Consider the following 16,374-nt stretch of genomic DNA (forward strand, 5'->3'; position numbering starts at 1 on the left):
TCGGCCCGCGGGCGATCCCGGCGTCGTCCGGCGCGCGCACGACAACCGTGACAGTCGAGTTCCGAAGGTTGAACCGCATGACCGAATACCGTTCGTTCGTCGATGTCCTGCTCAGCCGTGGCGACACCCACTCGGCGCGCACGGCTTACCGCTTCCTGCGGACGGGGGATGCCGACGGTCCCGTCGACGAGATCACCTACGCCGCCGTGTCGGTCCGCGCGCGGGCGATCGCCGCCACCTTGCAGGATCGCGGCATCCGCCGGGCGCTGCTGCTGTATCCGTCCGGATTGGATTTCATCGCGAGCTTTTTCGGCTGCCTGGCCGCGAATGTCGTCGCCGTGCCCGCACCGCTGCCGCAGCTGGACGCGCGGTCCCTGCGGCGGTTGCGGCACATGGTGACCGATGCCGGCGTCGACGCGGTGCTCACCACCGGGCAGATCCGCGCCGACGCGGCGGCGGCGGTCGAGCACCTTCCCGAGCTGGGCGCGCCGGCCTGGCTGGCCACCGACGAGATCCCCGACGACGCGGCGGCCGCGTGGCGCAGGCCCGCCGTCGGTCCGGACTCGGTCGCTTTCCTGCAATACACCTCGGGTTCGACGAGCGCGCCGCGCGGCGTCGTGGTCACCCACGCGAACCTGCTGCACAACGAACGCGCGATCGCCACGGCGCTGGGCCATACGCCGGAGGTGCTGGCGTCGCTGCCCGACGCACTGTTCGTCAGCTGGCTGCCGATGTACCACGACATGGGGCTCATCGCGCCCGTGCTGCAGACGATGTTCGTCGGGGCGAACGCGGTGCTGTTGTCGCCCAGGCACTTCCTGGAGCGCCCCGAGCGCTGGCCGCAGGCGGTGTCGGCGTTCGGCGCGCACACCAGCGGCGGACCCAACTTCGGCTACGAGCTGTGTCTGCGCCGGATGACGTCCGAGCAGATCGATCGGCTCGACCTACGAGGCTGGCAGGTGGCGTTCAACGGCTCGGAGACGGTGCGTCCGGCCACCGTGCGCCGGTTCGCCGACACCTTCGCGAGCGCGGGGTTCCGGGCGGAGTCGTTCCAGCCGGTCTACGGTCTGGCCGAGGCGACGCTCATCGTCAGTGCCGCCGAACTCGGCGCGCGGCCGACGGTGCTCCTGCCGCCGGGCCGCTCCGAATTGGTCGGCGTGGGGCGTCCGGCCGACGGACTGTCGATCGTCGTCGTGGACCCCGACCGCCGCACCGAGTGCGCCGACGGCGTCGAAGGCGAGATCTGGGTGTCCGGAACCAGTGTCGCTGCCGGCTATTTCGGCAACGAAGCGGCCACCGACGAGACTTTCCACGCCCGGCTCGACGGTGCTGATCGGGCCTTCCTGCGCACCGGGGATCTGGGTTTCCTGTCCGGCGGCGAGCTGTTCGTCACGGGCAGGCGCAAGGATCTGCTGATCATCGACGGCAAGAACCATTACCCGCAGGACCTGGAGCTGACGGCCGAAACGGCGCACGACGCCGTCCGCGCGGGCTGCGTGGCGGCGTTCTCCGTGGACGAGGGCATCGAGGGGGAGCTGCCCGTCGTCGTCGCGGAGGTGCGCACCGAGGACCCGGCCGAACTCGCCGACGCCGACGACGCGATCCGCGCGGCGATCGGCGCGGAGCACGGGCTCACGCTGCGATCGGTGGTCCTGATCCGGCCCGGCGCGCTGCTGAAGACCAGCAGCGGCAAGGTGCAGCGGCAAGCCTGCCGTGCGGCCTATCTCGACGGCGAGTTCTCCCCGGTGCTGCCCACGGGCGGTGAGTTCGACGAGCTCGGTGCGCCGGCGAGCACGTCCTCCGGCGGGGCGATGACCGCCGAGGAATTGCAGAACTCGCTGGTGGAGATCATCGCCCGGTTGGCGTATCTCGATCCGGCGCGGATCGATGTGCACCGTCCGCTGGTCGAATTCGGCCTGGGCTCCGCGGACCTCGTCGAGCTCGTCGTGGAGTTGTCCGACCGGGTCGGACGGACCCTGGACACCAATTTGTTCTTCGAGCACCCGACCATCGCGCAAGTGGTCGCGGCGCTGCACCGCACCGAAGCCGAGACCGCGCCCGTCGCACGCCAGGAGCGCACCGACGACGCCATCGCGATCATCGCGATGGCCTGTCGTTTCCCCGGCGGCGCCGACGATCCGGAATCGCTGTGGCGCCTGCTGGACGACGGACGCGACGGCCTGTCGGAGGTGCCGCCGGGGCGCTGGAGCGTCGACGGGCTCTACGACCCGGATCCGGCGGCGGAGGGCAAGGCGTACACCTTCCGCGGCGGGTACCTCACCCAGGTCGACGAGTTCGACGCCGCGTTCTTCGGCATCGGCCCGCGCGAGGCGGCGGTGATGGACCCGCAGCAACGGCTGATGCTCGAACTGAGCTGGGAGGCGATCGAACGCTCCGGGCGAGACCCGAGACAGCTGCAGGGCAGCATGACCGGCGTCTACTTCGGGGTGTACAGCACCGGATACCTCGCCGACCCGGCACCGCAGCAGCTGAACGGGCAGGTGGGCACCGGTCTCTCGCCGAGCGTGGCTTCCGGCCGGGTCGCCTACACCCTGGGCTTCCACGGACCCGCCGTCACCCTCGACACCGCGTGCTCCTCCTCGATCGTGGCCATGCATCTGGCCGCGCAGGGCTTGCGCGCGGGCGAGTGCGATCTCGCCCTGGCCGGTGGCGCGACACTGCTGATGGGCCCGACCGCGCACGTGGAGTTGTGCAAACTCGGTGTGCTGTCGCCGTCGGGACGGTGCGCGCCGTTCTCGGCGGGCGCGGACGGCACGGTCTGGGCCGAGGGCGCCGGGCTGGTGTTGTTGAAGCGGCTCGACGACGCCCGGCGCGACGGCGACAAGGTGCTCGCGGTGTTCCGCGGCTCCGCGATCAACCAGGACGGCCGCAGCCAAGGGATCAGCGCCCCCAACGGGTTCGCGCAGGAGCAGGTCATCAATGCGGCATTGCGCTCGGCGGGGCTGACGCCCGCGGACGTGGATTACGTGGAGGCGCACGGCACCGGCACCGCCCTCGGCGATCCGATCGAAGCGCGCGCGCTGGCCCGCGTCTTCGGTCCCGGCCGGGAGCCGGAGCGTCCGCTCGGGGTGGGCTCGCTGAAATCCAATGTCGGCCACACCCAGGCGGCGGCCGGCATCGGCGGGGTCATCAAGCTGATCCTCGGGCTCCAACACGAGCGGATACCGGGGATGGCCCACGATGGGCCGCCTACCGCGCAGATCGACTGGGACGGTAGCGGGTTGGCCGTGCGAACCGAGTCGATGCCGTGGCCTCGCGGCGCCCGGCCGCGCCGCGCCGGAGTCAGCGCGTTCGGGCTCAGCGGCACCAACGCCCATCTGATCCTGGAGGAGGCGCCCGCACTCGACGACAGCTCCGGCGAGTTCGACGACGCGCCGGAGGACATTCGGGTGGCCCTGCTGCCGATCTCGGCCCGCAACCGGGCCTCGTTGCAGGGTCAGGCGCGCCGTCTGCTCGAGCACGTCACCGATGACCCCGCTCTGACGCCCGCACCCGTATCGCGTTCCCTGGCGGTGCAGCGCACCCCGTTCGAATGGCGCGCCGTCGTCGTCGCGGGCGACCGCGACGACATGCTGTCCGGTCTCGGCGCTCTGGTCGAGCAGGGTGCTGCACCCGACGTCGTGGTCGCTGTGGACGCGGCGCTCACCGCGGGCAAGACGGCGTTCGTCTTCCCCGGCCAAGGCGTGCAGTGGGCGGGGATGGCGCGGGACATGCTGGCCCGGTCCGAAGTGTTCCGCGCCGAATTCGCCCGCTGCGACGAAGCGTTCCGCCATCGCACCGGATGGTCGCTGGCGACCGCGCTGTTCGGGCTCACCCCGGCGCAACTGGGCGACTTCACCCTCGTGCAGCCGCTGCTGTTCGCCACCATGGCCGCGCTCGCGGCCACCTGGCGTGCCGCGGGCGTCCTCCCGGATGCCGTGATCGGGCACAGCCAAGGCGAGATCGCCGCGGCCTACGTCGCGGGCGCGCTGACGCTCGACGAGGCGGCGCAGGTGGTCGTGGCCCGCAGCCGACTGATGGCGGGCATCGCCGAGGAGGGCGCGATGGCGATGGTCGGCCTGCCCGAGCAGCGGCTCGCGCAACGCCTGGCCGGGGCCGAGACGGTGTCGGTTGCGGCGGTCAACGTTCCCGGCTCGACGATCGTGGCCGGAGCCCGCCACGCGGTCGAGGCGCTGGTGCGGGATCTCGAAGACGAACAGGTCGAGGTGCGGGTGCTGGCCGCGGGACCGGCGCTGGCGGGACATTCGGCTCTGCTGGAACCGATCCGCGAGCGACTGCTGGACGAACTGGCCGGGTTGACCGCCGCGTCGCCAGTCGTTCCGTGGTACTCCACCGTGCTGGGTGAGCAGCTGACGGACGACTCCGCCGACGGCGGCTACTGGTACCGCAATGCCCGGGAACCTGTCCGGTTCGCCGACACGATCGAGCGCATGATCGGCGACGGGTTCCGGTATTTCATCGAACTGGGCGTGCATCCGCTGCTGACCACCGCCGTGCGGGCCGTCGCGGAGCAGACCGGTCGCGAGGTGGTCGCCGTCGGTTCGCTGGTGCGCGAGCAGGACGGGCCGCGCAGCCTGGCCCGCGCCCAAGCCGCGCTGTGGGTGGCGGGCCGCGACCTCGACTGGTCGCGTCTGGTGCCCGCGCGCGGCCGCGTCGACCTGCCGACCTATGCCTTCGACCGGCGGCGGTTCTGGACCGAATCGGCGTCCGAGGACGCCGCCGCGCTCGGGTTGCAGTCCGCGGGCCATCCCTTCGTCGGCGCCGTTGTGCCGCATCCTGATTCCGGTGGCGTGACGCTCACCGGCCGGATCTCGCTGCGGACCCATCCGTGGCTGGCCGAGCACGCCGCGCCCGCCGCGGTGCTCCTGCCCGGAACCGGTTTGGTGGAACTGGCGATCCGCGCCGGTGACGAAGTGGCCGCGGCAGACGTGCGCGAACTCGTCCTGCACGCCCCGCTGGTGCTTCCGGAGGATGCGGCGGTGCAGCTCCAGGTGACGGTCGGGGACGCCGACGCGACCGGCGGCCGTCCCGTTTCCATCCATTCGCGTCTGGAACGGGATCTGGACACCTCGTGGACGTTGCACGCCCGCGGGATGCTGGCGCAGGAACAGGAAGCCGATGCCGGTCACCTCGACGCCGCCGTATGGCCTCCGGCCGGTGCGGCGGTCGTCGACGTGGACGACATGTACGCGCGGCTGTCCGGGCGGGGGCATCGGTACGGGCCGATGTTCCGGTCGGTGCGAGCGGCGTGGCGGCGCGGCGCGGACGTCTTCGCGGAGGTGGCCCTTCCGCAGTCCGCCCACGGCGACGCCGCGCGGTTCGAGATCCATCCCGCGTTGCTCGACTCCGCGCTTCACGCGGCGCTGCTGCTGAGCGCGGACGAAAGCGATTCGGCCCTGCTGCCGTTCGCGTGGGCCGGGGTGAGTTTGCACGCCTCCGGTGCGACGGCTCTACGGGTCCGCATCTCGAACGACGGCTCCGAGGGGGTGCGCGTCTCGGCGAGTGATCCCAGCGGCCGCCCGGTCGTGTCGGTGCGATCGTTGGTGCTGCGGCCCGCGCCCGCGGCCCGGTTGCTCGACGGGGCGCTGTCCGCCGCGCACCGCACCTTGTTCCGGCCGGAATGGGCGGCCCTTCCGGCACCGGTGACGGTCCGGCCGGTCACCGCGGTGCCCTGGTCGGCGCTCGGCCCGGAACACCACGCCCCGGAGGCGGTGCTCATCGATGTCGCCGAGGGCGATTCGATCGACGCGGTGCACGCGGCGGTACGGCAGACACTCGAAGCCTTCCATGCGGCATTGGACGACCCGCGCCTGGCCGCGGCGACCATCGTGGTGCGCACCCGCCGGGCGATGGCGCTGCCCGGCGAGGACGTCCCGAACACCGCGGGAGCCGCGGTCTGGGGCTTGGCTCGGGTGGCGCAGTCGGAGAATCCGGACCGCATCGTGCTGGTCGACAGCGCTGACGCCGACCTCGATATCGCGACGGTGCTGGCCTCCGGTGCGGCACAGGTTCTCGTGCGCGACGGAGCCCTGTCCGCGCCGCGGCTGGCGCGGCCGCCGATGACCGGCGATGCGCCGGGACGCCCGGAGTTCGGCGACGGCTACGTGCTCGTCACCGGAGCGCCGGGACGGCTCGGTTCACTACTGGCCCGGCATCTGGTGCGGGCCTACGACGTCCGCAAACTGCTGCTGGTCAGCCGCCGCGGCGCCGACGGCCCGGGCGCCGACGAACTGCGCGCCGAACTGACCGGTCTCGGAACGGACGTGGTCTTCGCCCGCTGCGACGTCGCCGATCGCGCCGCGCTGGCGGAGGTGCTGCGTGGACGCACGCTCAGCGGTGTCGTGCACGCCGCGATGGTGCTCGACGACGGCACGCTGGGCTCGCTCACGCCCGAACGGCTCGCGGCGGTGCTGCGCCCGAAGGTGGACGCGGCGCACCATCTGCACGAGCTGACCGAGGACATGGATCTCGCGTGCTTCGTGCTGTTCTCGTCCGTCGCGGGCGTTCTCGGCAATCCCGGCCAGGCGAACTACGCCGCCGCCAACGCCTACCTCGACGCCCTGGCCACGCATCGCGTCGCACAAGGACGCACCGCGCAATCGCTGGCATGGGGTCCGTGGAGCCTGGACATGCACGAGGTGCTGGCGGCGGCCGACATCCGCCGCATGGAACGCTCCGGCGTGCGGGCGCTGTCCGCGCACGACGGGTTGGCCGCGTTCGACGCGGCGCTGCGGCGCACCGAGCCGGTGCTGGCGCCGATGCGGATCGACGCCGACGCGATGCGGCGCGCGCCGTCCGTTCCGGTGCTGCTGCGCGGGCTGATCCGTCCGCCGTCGCGCCGCGCTGCCGTCCATCGCGAGGCAGGCGATCCGTCGATGCGGTCGCGGTTCGCCGAGCGGCTGCGCGGCCTGCCGCCGGGCGAGGCGACCGCGCTCGCGGTGGAGGTGGTGGCGCGCCGGGCCGCCGACGTGCTGGGACATACCGGCGCGGACGCCATCACACCCGATCGGTCGTTGCAGGGGCTGGGCATGGACTCGCTGATGGCGGTGGAGTTGCGCAACCGGTTGCGCGACGACACCGGCATCCTCGTGCCGTTGAGCGAGATCTTCGCCCATCAGAGCCCGGTGGCGCTGGCGGAATACCTCATCGGCGAGGCAGCGCGCACGGACACCGCCGAGCCCCCCGCGCGCCCGCCCGAGCAAGATGTCCCCGAGGTCGTCACCCTGCCCGTTACCCGGGACCTGATGCGGCTGCTGCGCACCGCGCAGCAAGGCGTTCCGAGTGCCGCGCAGACCGGCGGGCTGGCCATGCGCCTGCACCGGGCCGTCGACCACGCCGAACTGGACGCGATCCTCGCCCGCCTCGCCGGGCGGCACGCGGCGCTGCGCACGGTCGTGGTGCCCAGCGCGGAGCACGGCACCCGGCTGCAGGTGCGGGCCAGGCCGGGCGGGCCGCTGCTGCGCTGCACGGCCGTCGATCGGCTCGACCACACCGTCGCGCGCACCAGGTTCGGCGAGCTGATGCGCGAGCCGTTCGACCTGGCGCAGGGGCCGCTGTGGCGGTTCGAGCTGCTGACCTCCGATACCGGCGAGCAGACGCTGATCTTCGGCGCGCACCACGGCATGTGCGACGTTCAATCGATGGCGCTGGTCGCCGCGGAGATCGACGCCGAACTGTCCGGCACGCCGTACCCGGACATCCCGTCCAACAAGGACATGCACGATCTGCTCGCCGCGCAGGCGCCGCAGACCGAGCCCGACGCCGAGTGGCGTGCAGAGTTCACGGGCTGCCGCCGCCTCGACCTCACCCTCGCCCGGCCCCGGCCCGCGCAGCGCAGTCACCGTGCCGGAGAAGTACTGCTGGACCTGCCCGCCGGGCTGGGGGACGACGTGGCGCGGCGCGCCCGCGAACTGGGCATCACGCCCGCGGCGCTGTTCCTCGGCACGCTGACGGTGCTGCTCGCCCGGCGGCAGGACACCGATCGTTTCGCGCTCGCCGTCCCCGTGGACACCCGCATCCACGCCGACGCGCCGACGGCCGTCGGCTATTTCGGTGTGCCGGTGCCCTATCCCGCCACCGTCGAGCCCGGCGAGTCGGTCGACGACCTGCTGCGCCGGACCGGCGACCGGCTGCGCAGGCTGCTGGTCCCCGGAGCCGGGTTCTCCGACGTGCTCGCCGCGCTCGCCGCGGAGGGCCTGTACCGGGACAACGCGCCGCTGGTCGAGGTGTACTTCAACTACCTGCGGGCCGCCGCGCCGAGCCGGCGCGCGGACATCGTCCCGGTGGGAACCGGGTACTCCGATCTCGACCTCATGGTGGCCGTGCTGGCCGACACCGGTCGGATCTGGTTGACCTACAACGCCGACATCATCGACGACGCGTCCTGCACCCGCCTCGGGCACGACTATCTGGCGCTGCTCGGCGAGGTCGTCGAGCAGGCCGGGTTGCCGGTGCGCCCGCAGTCGAGCGCATCGCGTCCCGCCGTACCGCACGGTGTCGCGTTCGGGGCCACGTTCGCGTTGGGCAAGTTGCCGGATCTGTACAGCGCGGCCTCCGCGCACGGCCACGGCGCGGACGGGCCGACCGTCCTCGAAGCGCCCTACCACCACGTCCTGGCCGGACTGCGCGACCCGTCGGGAGTGTTCGCCCAGCCGTCGACCGCGCTGGGCATCGTGCTGGTGCGGGCGGCGGACCTGGAGCGATTCGGCGCCCTGTCCGACGATGCGCTCACCGACCTGGCCGCGCAGTATCCCGCCGCCGTCCGGGAAGCGGCCGAGCGCGCCCGGGGGCCGATCATCGTCGGATTCCTTCCCGCGCCCGCCCTCGACGAGCGACTGGCCCGGTGGGAGCGGCGCACCGCCGAGCGGATGCGGGAGATCCCCGGCGTCGCGGTGCTCACCGAGTCCGACTGGACCCGCGATCACCGGGTGGCGAACCGTTTCGACGAGCGGACCGACGCGCTGGCGCACCTGCCGTTCACCGAGGAGTTCCAGGCCGCGGTGGCGCTGACGCTCGCCGACGTCGCCCGCGTCGCCCTGCTGCCCGCGCCGAAGGTCGTCGCCGTGGACGGCGACGACACGTTGTGGAGCGGCGTCGTGGGCGAGATCGGGCCCGAGGGCGTCACCTTCGACGCACCGCGGCTCGCGCTGGCGCGGCGGCTGCGGCAATGGCGCGCTGCGGGGACTCTGCTCGTGCTGATCAGCAACAACGACGAGGAATCCGTCCACGCGGTCCTGGACCGCTCCGACAGTCCGCTGCGCGCCGCCGATTTCACCGTCGTCTCCACCGGATGGGATGGCAAGGCCGAGCGGCTCGCGCAGGCCGCGCGCGCGTTGCGGCTCGCGCTGGACGACGTGGTCTATCTCGACGACAACCCGGTCGAGATCGCGAAGATGCGCTCGCGGCTGCCGGAAGTGCTCGCGGTGACCTGTCCGCCGGTCGGCGAACTGGAGGCGTTCCTGACCCGGTTGTGGCCGGTGACGCCGGTGGCGGTCACCGCGGAGGACGCCGGGCGGGCGGAGTTCTACCGGCACGAACGCGAGCGCGACATGGCCCGCGAGCAACTGGACTTCGCGCAGTTCCTCGACAGCCTGCAATTGGAGGTGACCGTCGAGCGGCTGACCGACCGCACGCGGGCGCGCGCCGCCCAACTGGTCCGGCGCACCAGCCAATTCGCGATGAGCGCCGGTACCGAGCAGGATGTGGACCACTGGCGCGCGGACGGCGAGGTGTGGACGGCCGCGGCGCGGGACCGGTTCGGTGACTACGGAACCATCGCCGTGCTGGCCCTGCACGCCGACGGGACCGTGCTGCGGGTGCTCGGCTGGCATCTCAGCTGCCGCGCCCTCGGCCGCGGCGTCGAAGAACGCCTGCTGAGCTGGCTGGCGGACCGTGCGGCGGCGCTGGGCTGCGCGACGGTGCGCATGACCGTCCACCGCACCGCCCGCAATGTGCCCGCCCGCCGGTTGGCCGCCGCGCTGGGCGGCGGTGACGTCGACGCCGAGCGGCTGGAGCCCGAGGTGCCGCTGGATCGCCTGCGGACGTTCCGATCCTGGGCGCAATGACCATGTCCGACAAGGAGTTTGCTATGCGCGGCGTGAACGGCGAGTACCCGCGAGCGGATCGGCGCGACCTCGCCGAGGCCATCGAACGCGGCGGCGGTCTGGACGTGGCCTCCTTGCTGGCGCGCGCCGGTGGCGCGGCGCGCACCGCGCCGCCGGCCGTCGAGCGTCCCCGGGAATGGGACGTCGAGTCGCTCACCGCGGCGGTCACCCGGGTGGCGAACCGGTTCACCGCCGAGACCGTCGGGCCGGACACGGACTTCTTCGACGGCGGCGGCACGTCCGTCGCCGCGGTGCAGTTCGTCGCGGCGCTGGCCGGCGAGCTCGGCGTGCACCTCGAGCTGGACGACGTGTTCGCCGACGCCCGTCCGCGCAGGCTGGCCGAGCGCTGGCTGGGCTCCCCGACGACCGGACAGGCCACCACCGTGGCGGCCCCGGAGACCGTGGACGAGCAGCTCGCGCAGATCATGTCCGATGTCGCCGGAGCCGACCGGCTGCCGTTCGTGGACCCGCCGCAGCGCGTCGTCCCGCGTCGCGTGCTGCTCACCGGCGCCACCGGCTTCCTCGGCAGCCATCTGCTGCTGGACCTGTTGCGCGGCAGCGACGCGCACGTCGTCTGCCTGATCCGCGCGCAGGACGAGGCGGCCGCCCTCGACCGGCTGGCCGCGGCGCTGACGCGGTTTCTGCTGCCGTGGTCGGCGGAGGTGCGCAGGCGCGTGACGGTGCTGACCGGCGATCTGCGCGAACCGTGTCTCGGGCTGTCCGAGGAACGCTGGGCCACGCTGGCGGAGGAGATCGACGCGATCGTCAACGTCGGCGCCGCGGTCGACTTCCTGCGCGGCTACCCGTCGCTGCGCAGCGGCAACGTCCTCGGCCCGCTGACCCTGGCGCGGCTGGCGGCGACCGGCAGACCGAAACCGCTGCACCACGTCTCCTCGATCGCGGTGTTCAACGAGCTCGGCATCGCCGCGATGGGCGAGGACGACCCGGTGGCGAACGTCGGCAAACTCGTGATCGGCTACGACCGGACGAAATGGGCCGCCGAGGCGGTGCTGCGGCGGGCACGCGAACACGGTGTGGTCGTCACGGTGCTGCGCCCCGGCGGCATCGGCGGACACCGCGAGACCGGCGCGCACAATCCCCGCGACCTCAACAGCGGCATCATCGCGGCGCTGTCGCGGTTCGGCACCGTCCCCGCGCTGCGCAATCTGCATGTGGCCCCGGTGGATTGGGTGAGCAAGGTCGCGGCGGCGATCGTGTGCGCACCGGACGCGTGGGGCCACAACTACCATCTCACCGGCACGCCGACCACGCTGGAGCAGATGCTCGGCGAGTCCGCGGCGATCGGCCTGGACATGCGGGTGCAGCACTGGGCGGCCTGGTGCGACGAGGTGGTGGAACGGATCCGCACCGAGCCGGTGCCGGAGCTGGAATCGCTGGCGCAGGTGCTGCAGAGCCCCGTCGCCCGGCACCCGCTGGAGACGATGGCCTCCGCGCCCGCCGCAGGGGACGAGCGCACCCGCGCTTTCCTGCGCGCCCACAATCTGCCCGAGCCGGTCCGCTACGGTGCGCAGTCACAACGCAAGACGCTGGAGATGCTCGCGGGCGCCGGCTTGGCGCGGCTGCCGCAGCCGGAGGACACACCCTACCTGTGGTTCACCGAGACGCTGGTGGGCACGCTCGGGCCCGTCGACGCGACCGCCGACACCTCCTGCGCGCTGACGCTGCGGCTGTCCATCGCGAGCACCCACCAGCTGGTGGCCGGACGCACGGTCGACATCAGCGGCGAGATGCGCTGCGCCCGGTTGCACGACGAACCGCTCACCGTGTCCGGAGCGCTGTCGGTGCGTCCGCACGACGGCATTCCGCTGCGGCACGGATGGCAGCATCCGCTGATGCACTACCGGCTGTCGCTGCGCGATGCCGAGGGCGGCGCGTGGTGGCTGTCCGGGTACAAATACGCCGAGGCGCGCCGCACCCTCGTCCGGCAGGCGCGCACGCTGACCGTGGAACTCGGCCGCGCGGGCGAACCGGCGAGCCTCGCCGGCGAGGTCGCCGTCCCGCTGGAGACCTACCTGCGCGATCAGATCGACGGCATCCAGGTGGATCCGCGCTTGTCCGAGCGGCAGCGGCGGACCGCGAAACTGTTGTGGCTGAGCTGGTTCGGATCCCAGCTCGGCAAGGGCCTGCTGGAGCCGGCGTTACGCGTGGGCACCGAGCTGCTGGATCTGCGCCGGAACGCGAAGGAGTCGCGCTGATGCTCACCCCCATCCGCCCGGGCGCCGCGCCCGCCGTGGAGGAGATCCCGTTCCAGGCCGCCGACGGCATCCGGCTGGGCTTGCGCCGTGTCGTCGTCGACGACCCCGACCGGCCCGCAGTCCTGCTGGTCCACGGCCACGGGGTGTCCTCGGACATGTTCCTGCTGCCCGAGATCCGCAACGTCGTCGACGCGCTGCTCGACGCCGGATACCAATCCTGGCTGCTGGATTGGCGCGGCAGCTGCCGCCTGCCCTACAACGCCGCCGGTCCGCGCTTCAGCTTCGACGACGTGGCCCTCTACGACCTGCCCGGCGCCGTCGAGCAGATCCGCGCGCGCATCGGCGACCGGCCGCTGTTCGTGGTCGCGCACTGCGTCGGCGCCCTGGCGCTGTCGATGAGCCTGGCCGCGGGACTGGTACCGGGCCTCGCCGGGGTCGTCGCCCAGGGTGTCTTCCTCACGCCCAAAGTGAGCAACTCGGTGCGGATGCGCGTGCTCGTGGGCGGCGAACTGCTCGGCTCCCGCGTCCACCACGTCGAGTCGGACTTCCGCAAAGTGGGGCTGTGGTCGCGCAAGACGCTGCTCTACGCCCTGCTCACCAGGAAAGGCGAATGCACCGATCCCACCTGCCGGATGGTCCACGGCGGCTGGGGCATGGGCGTGGAGCTGTTCGTGCACGACCATCTCGATCCGCGCACCCACGACCGGCTCGCGGAGCTGTTCGGGCCGATCCCGGTCCATGTCCTTCCGCAGTTGCGGCGGATGGAGCTGGCGCACGCGGTGCAACGCTGGAACGACAACGACGACCGCTACCGCGCGCTACCGGAGAACGCGCTCGACCATGCCGACCGGATCGACTGCCCGGTGCTGCTGCTGTCGGGCAGCCGCAACGAGGTCTGGCTCGATTCGAACAAGCTGTGCCACGACGTGCTCAACGCCCGGCATCCCCAGTTGGACGTCCGCTACGTGGAGGTCCCTTCCTACGGTCATCTCGACACCTTCCTCGGTCGCGGCGCGGCCCTGGACGTGTACGGGCACATCCTCGAATTCCTCGACGACTGTGGGCATCACCTCCCCCGATCGCAGGGCGCCGTGTGAGCGCACCGAACGGCGACGGCCGTGCCCTGCGCATCGCCATGTTCGCGGACTTCCACCCCGCCACCCTCGGTGGCATTCAGACGTCGATGCGCGCGCAGCGCACGGCGTTGGAACGGCTGGGGCATCACGTCACGGTATTCACTATTCCCGCACCGCGATCCATGCCGCCGGACCCGGATATCGTCCTGCTGGCGACCACGGCCGGATTGACGGTGAACGGCTATCCGGTCGCCCTGCCCACCCGCGGGAACGCACGTCTCGTCGACGCGGTGTTCGCCGAGCGCGGTTTCGACGTCGTGCACGCGCAGACCACCTACGGCGCGGGCGTCATCGGGTTGCGCGCCGCGCGCCGCCACGGCCTTCCGGTCGTGCAGTCCATGCACAGTCGCGACGACTCGTTCATCGAACGCAACGCCCCGTTCCCCTACCTCGCCGCGCTCACCACGCGCGTCCTGCACGGTGCGTTCGTCGGCCTGCGCGAGGCGATGCCGCGCCTGCCGGAGAGCCGCACCGCGCGGCACGCCTGGCGGCCGCTGGTCGCCCAGGCGCAAGCCGCGGACGAAGTCGTCGTGCCGACCAGGCATTTCGCCCGGCGGCTGGCCGCGCACGGCGTGGACCGGCCGATCCACGTGGTGTCCAACGGAGTCGACGACGATCTCGTGCGCGCTCTTCCCGAGCACTCCCGCGGCGGCGATCGTGAGCTGCGAGTGCTCTGGTGCGGCCGGTTCTCCGCGGAGAAGCGGCCACTGGACGCCGTCGAGGCGGTGCACCGGGCCGCGGGCTGCACCCTCGACATCTACGGTGCGGGAGCGCTGGAGGCGCGTCTGCGGGCGGCGGTCGACCGGCTCGGGCTGCGCGAGCGGGTGCGGCTGCACGGCGAGGTGAGCCAGGTGGAGTGCCTGGCCGCCATGCGCTCCCATGACGTGCTGCTGTTCCCGTCCGCCGGGTGTGACACACAGGGCATGGTGCTGCTCGAGGCGGTCGCGACCGGCATTCCCGTGCTGCACTGCGACCCCGACGTCACCGAAACCGTCCCCGAAGGCGGGGAATGGCGCGCCCGTGATTCCTCGACCGGCGCACTGGCCGAGGCGCTGCGCGTGCTGACGGAGCAGCCGGACCGGCTCGACGCCATGCGGGAAGTTCTCGCCCGCCACGCCGGCCGGACGCTGCAGTCCCGCTTCACCGAACGCCTGGTGGCGGTCTATACCGAGGCGATCACGGCGGCTTCGTCAGGCCGGTTGCCGTAGCGGCAGGCCCGCGGCCGCGTAGATGGCATCGATGACGGTCATCGTCGCCACCGCGTCCTCCGGCGCGGTGAGCACCGGCTCGCCGTCGCGCACCGCCGCGACGAAGGCGTCGAGCTGATACGCGTAGGTGCTGCGGCGTGAGATCTTCTCCGTACGCCTGCCACGCTCCGAACGCACCCACAGCCTGCGCGGCAATTGCGGCGCCACCGGGTTGAGCAACCGCAGTTCGCCGCGCTCACCCACCACGCGCGCGCCGATGCGCAGCACGTCCGACGACCACATCGAGCAACGCACCCGGCCGGTGTGACCGGAGGGGAAACGCAGCTCGGCGCTCATCGCGCGGTCGATGCGCGGGCCGCGCAGCTTCGCGGTGGCCGTGACGACCTCCGGTTCCTCGCCGCCGAACACCCTCGCCATGTGCACCGCGTAGCAGCCCGCGTCCATCAGCGCCCCGCCGGCGAGCGCGTAGTCGTAGCGGATGTCGGAGAATCGCGGCAGCGGAAAGCACATCGCGGCCTCCACCCGCACCAACTCGCCGAGTTCCCCGGAGGCGATGATCTGCTCGGCCCGCCTTGTCATCGGGTGATAGCGGTAGTGGAAGGCCTCCATGACCACCCGATCCGACCGCACTGCCAGCGCCGCGACCTCCTGTGCCTCGGCGGCGTTGGCGGTGAACGGCTTCTCGCACAGCACGTGTTTGCCCGCGCCGATGGCCTCTTTCGTCCACCGGCCGTGCAGGCCGTTCGGCAGCGGGTTGTAGACGGCGTCGATATCGGGCGCGGCGATCAGCGCGGCGTAGCTGTCGAAGACCTGCTCGATGCCGTGCTCGCGCGCGAACGCACGGCCGCGTTCCGGCTCGCGCGCGGCCACCGCGGCGACCACCACGTCCGGGTGCGCCCGCGCGGGGCGCACGACAGCGGCGGGGGCGATGCGGGCGGCGCCCAGGATGCCGATCCGCAGGGGTTGCGTCATGGGCGCGACTGTAGCAATGAATCCGGTTGTGCGGCCGGGAGTTCCGTCAGCGCTGCGGTGCGTCGCCGTACACCGTCAACCAGATCGCCCGGCCCAGCGCCTCGGCGAGCGCGTCGTCGGTGACGCCCGAGCCGGAGGAGAAGCCCGCGGCGATCGCGCGTTCCACCATCGAGGTCAGCACCACGGCGGTGGCGTGCGGGTCGATCGCCGGGCTGATCCGGCCCTCGGCCCGGTCGGTCTCCAGGCGCGATCGCACCACCCGCACGAACGATGCGACCCGCCCGCGCCAATACGCGCCGACGTCGCGGTCGTAGGCCGCCACCTCGCTCAGCGCCAGCAGCAGCGACCGGTGCTCGCGAAAACCCGCGATCATGGTCCGCACGGCCGCCACCACACCCGCCTCCCCTCCGGTGTGCTCGGCGATCCACCAGCGCTCGGCGGCCTCGAACAGATCCGCCGTGGCCAATTCGGCCATGCGGATCAGCAGTCGGCTCTTGTCCGGGAAATACCGGTAGAACGTCGACCGCGCCGACTGCGACGCGGCGGCGATCCGGTGCACGGCGATCTCGGTGTAGGGCGTGCCGTCGGCGAGCAGGTCCTCCACGGCGGCCAGGACGCGTCGCTCGAACTCCGCGCGCCGATCGTCGACCGGTTTGCGTGCGTTTCTGGGGACGCGGGTCAGCGAGGGCATCCGGCTCCTCTCTGCGGCGCGGGGCCG

The 16,374-nt window shown here is 72.3% G+C and carries 6 protein-coding genes; 4 read left to right on the forward strand and 2 right to left on the reverse strand.

Going from position 1 to position 16,374, the window contains the following annotated elements; translation table 11 throughout:
* Nucleotides 1-77: 77 nt before the first annotated feature.
* Genes QMG86_RS16400 through QMG86_RS16415 form a run of 4 tightly spaced genes read left to right on the forward strand, consistent with a single transcriptional unit; the run spans nt 78 to nt 14,684 of the window.
* Nucleotides 78-10,085: a hybrid fatty acyl-AMP ligase/type I polyketide synthase gene (locus QMG86_RS16400; RefSeq protein ID WP_281880585.1), complete on the forward strand. Its 10,008-nt coding sequence runs from the start codon at nt 78-80 to the stop codon at nt 10,083-10,085.
* Complete coding sequence (locus QMG86_RS16405) at nt 10,082-12,340, forward strand: thioester reductase domain-containing protein (protein WP_281880586.1); 2,259 nt, start codon at nt 10,082-10,084, stop codon at nt 12,338-12,340. Before QMG86_RS16400 ends, QMG86_RS16405 begins: the two co-directional genes overlap by 4 nt.
* Entirely contained in the window at nt 12,340-13,437 is a 1,098-nt protein-coding gene (locus QMG86_RS16410) for an alpha/beta hydrolase (RefSeq protein ID WP_281880588.1), read from the forward strand. The genes QMG86_RS16405 and QMG86_RS16410 overlap by 1 nt, the downstream gene beginning before the upstream one ends.
* A complete protein-coding gene (locus tag QMG86_RS16415; protein WP_281880589.1) occupies nt 13,434-14,684 on the forward strand; it encodes a glycosyltransferase in 1,251 nt (416 codons plus the stop codon). Before QMG86_RS16410 ends, QMG86_RS16415 begins: the two co-directional genes overlap by 4 nt.
* Here QMG86_RS16415 and QMG86_RS16420 read toward each other — a convergent pair.
* Together QMG86_RS16420 and QMG86_RS16425 are read right to left on the reverse strand one after the other, a co-directional pair.
* Complete coding sequence (locus tag QMG86_RS16420) at nt 14,667-15,656, reverse strand: Gfo/Idh/MocA family protein (RefSeq protein ID WP_281880591.1); 990 nt, start codon at nt 15,654-15,656, stop codon at nt 14,667-14,669. The genes QMG86_RS16415 and QMG86_RS16420 overlap by 18 nt on opposite strands.
* Nucleotides 15,657-15,702: 46 nt before the next feature.
* On the reverse strand, nt 15,703-16,347 hold the full coding sequence (locus QMG86_RS16425) for a TetR/AcrR family transcriptional regulator (RefSeq protein ID WP_281880593.1): 645 nt from the start codon (nt 16,345-16,347) through the stop codon (nt 15,703-15,705).
* Between the last annotated feature and the right edge of the window lie 27 nt (nt 16,348-16,374).

Source organism: Nocardia sputorum (assembly GCF_027924405.1).
GTDB lineage: Bacteria > Actinomycetota > Actinomycetes > Mycobacteriales > Mycobacteriaceae > Nocardia > Nocardia sputorum.